The 576-nt window shown below is 70.7% G+C and carries 1 pseudogene; it reads left to right on the top strand.

The window, feature by feature from the left end:
* Positions 1-340 precede the first annotated feature (340 nt).
* Positions 341-576: pseudogene (locus CCN72_RS37815) on the top strand (GNAT family N-acetyltransferase); the annotation flags it as partial.

Raw genomic sequence — 576 nt, 5'->3', positions numbered from 1 at the left:
GTGAAGCCCCCACCGAAGAACAACCGCCAGCCCGAGCAGAACCGCACTGACCCCCCACCCGGGAACCACCTGCCCCCGCACCACCAGCAACGTGCTGCTCCAACTCGCCACCGCGGCAAGGCAGATCCCCCCGACACCCACCGCCGTGCGGACAGTCGGCGCCACTCTCTCCCTGCGCATCGCGCGCGGTTCGTCCATGGCGGGTACGACTCCCCTCAGGCGCCGACGGTTGCGGTCGGGGCCCGCTCGTCGCACCGGCCGGAAGCCCACGGCCCCTGGAGGGTCTGCCACCTGGGGGCAGAACCATCGAAACGCCCGCGCACCCGACAGGATCAGCGTCATGGACTACCGAACTGCCGTCGCGACCGATGCCCCCGCCATGGCGGAACTCTTCGCGGCCAACCACTACGACGCCCTCACGGAACGGGAACGCGCGGAACAGGGCTTCGTACAGGGCGCTTTCGACACGGAGTCACTGCGCTCGATGGCTGAGCACGGAACCCTGCTCGTCGCGGACGACGACGGCCACCTGGCCGGCCTCCTGGGCCTGGCCTCCCCGTCCGACATCCCCACCCC

Origin of the sequence: Streptomyces murinus (genome assembly GCF_002154555.1) — a bacterium.
Lineage (GTDB): Bacteria > Actinomycetota > Actinomycetes > Streptomycetales > Streptomycetaceae > Streptomyces > Streptomyces murinus.
Note: the sequence above shows the minus strand (reverse complement) of the source record. Positions and strands in the feature narration are given on the sequence as shown.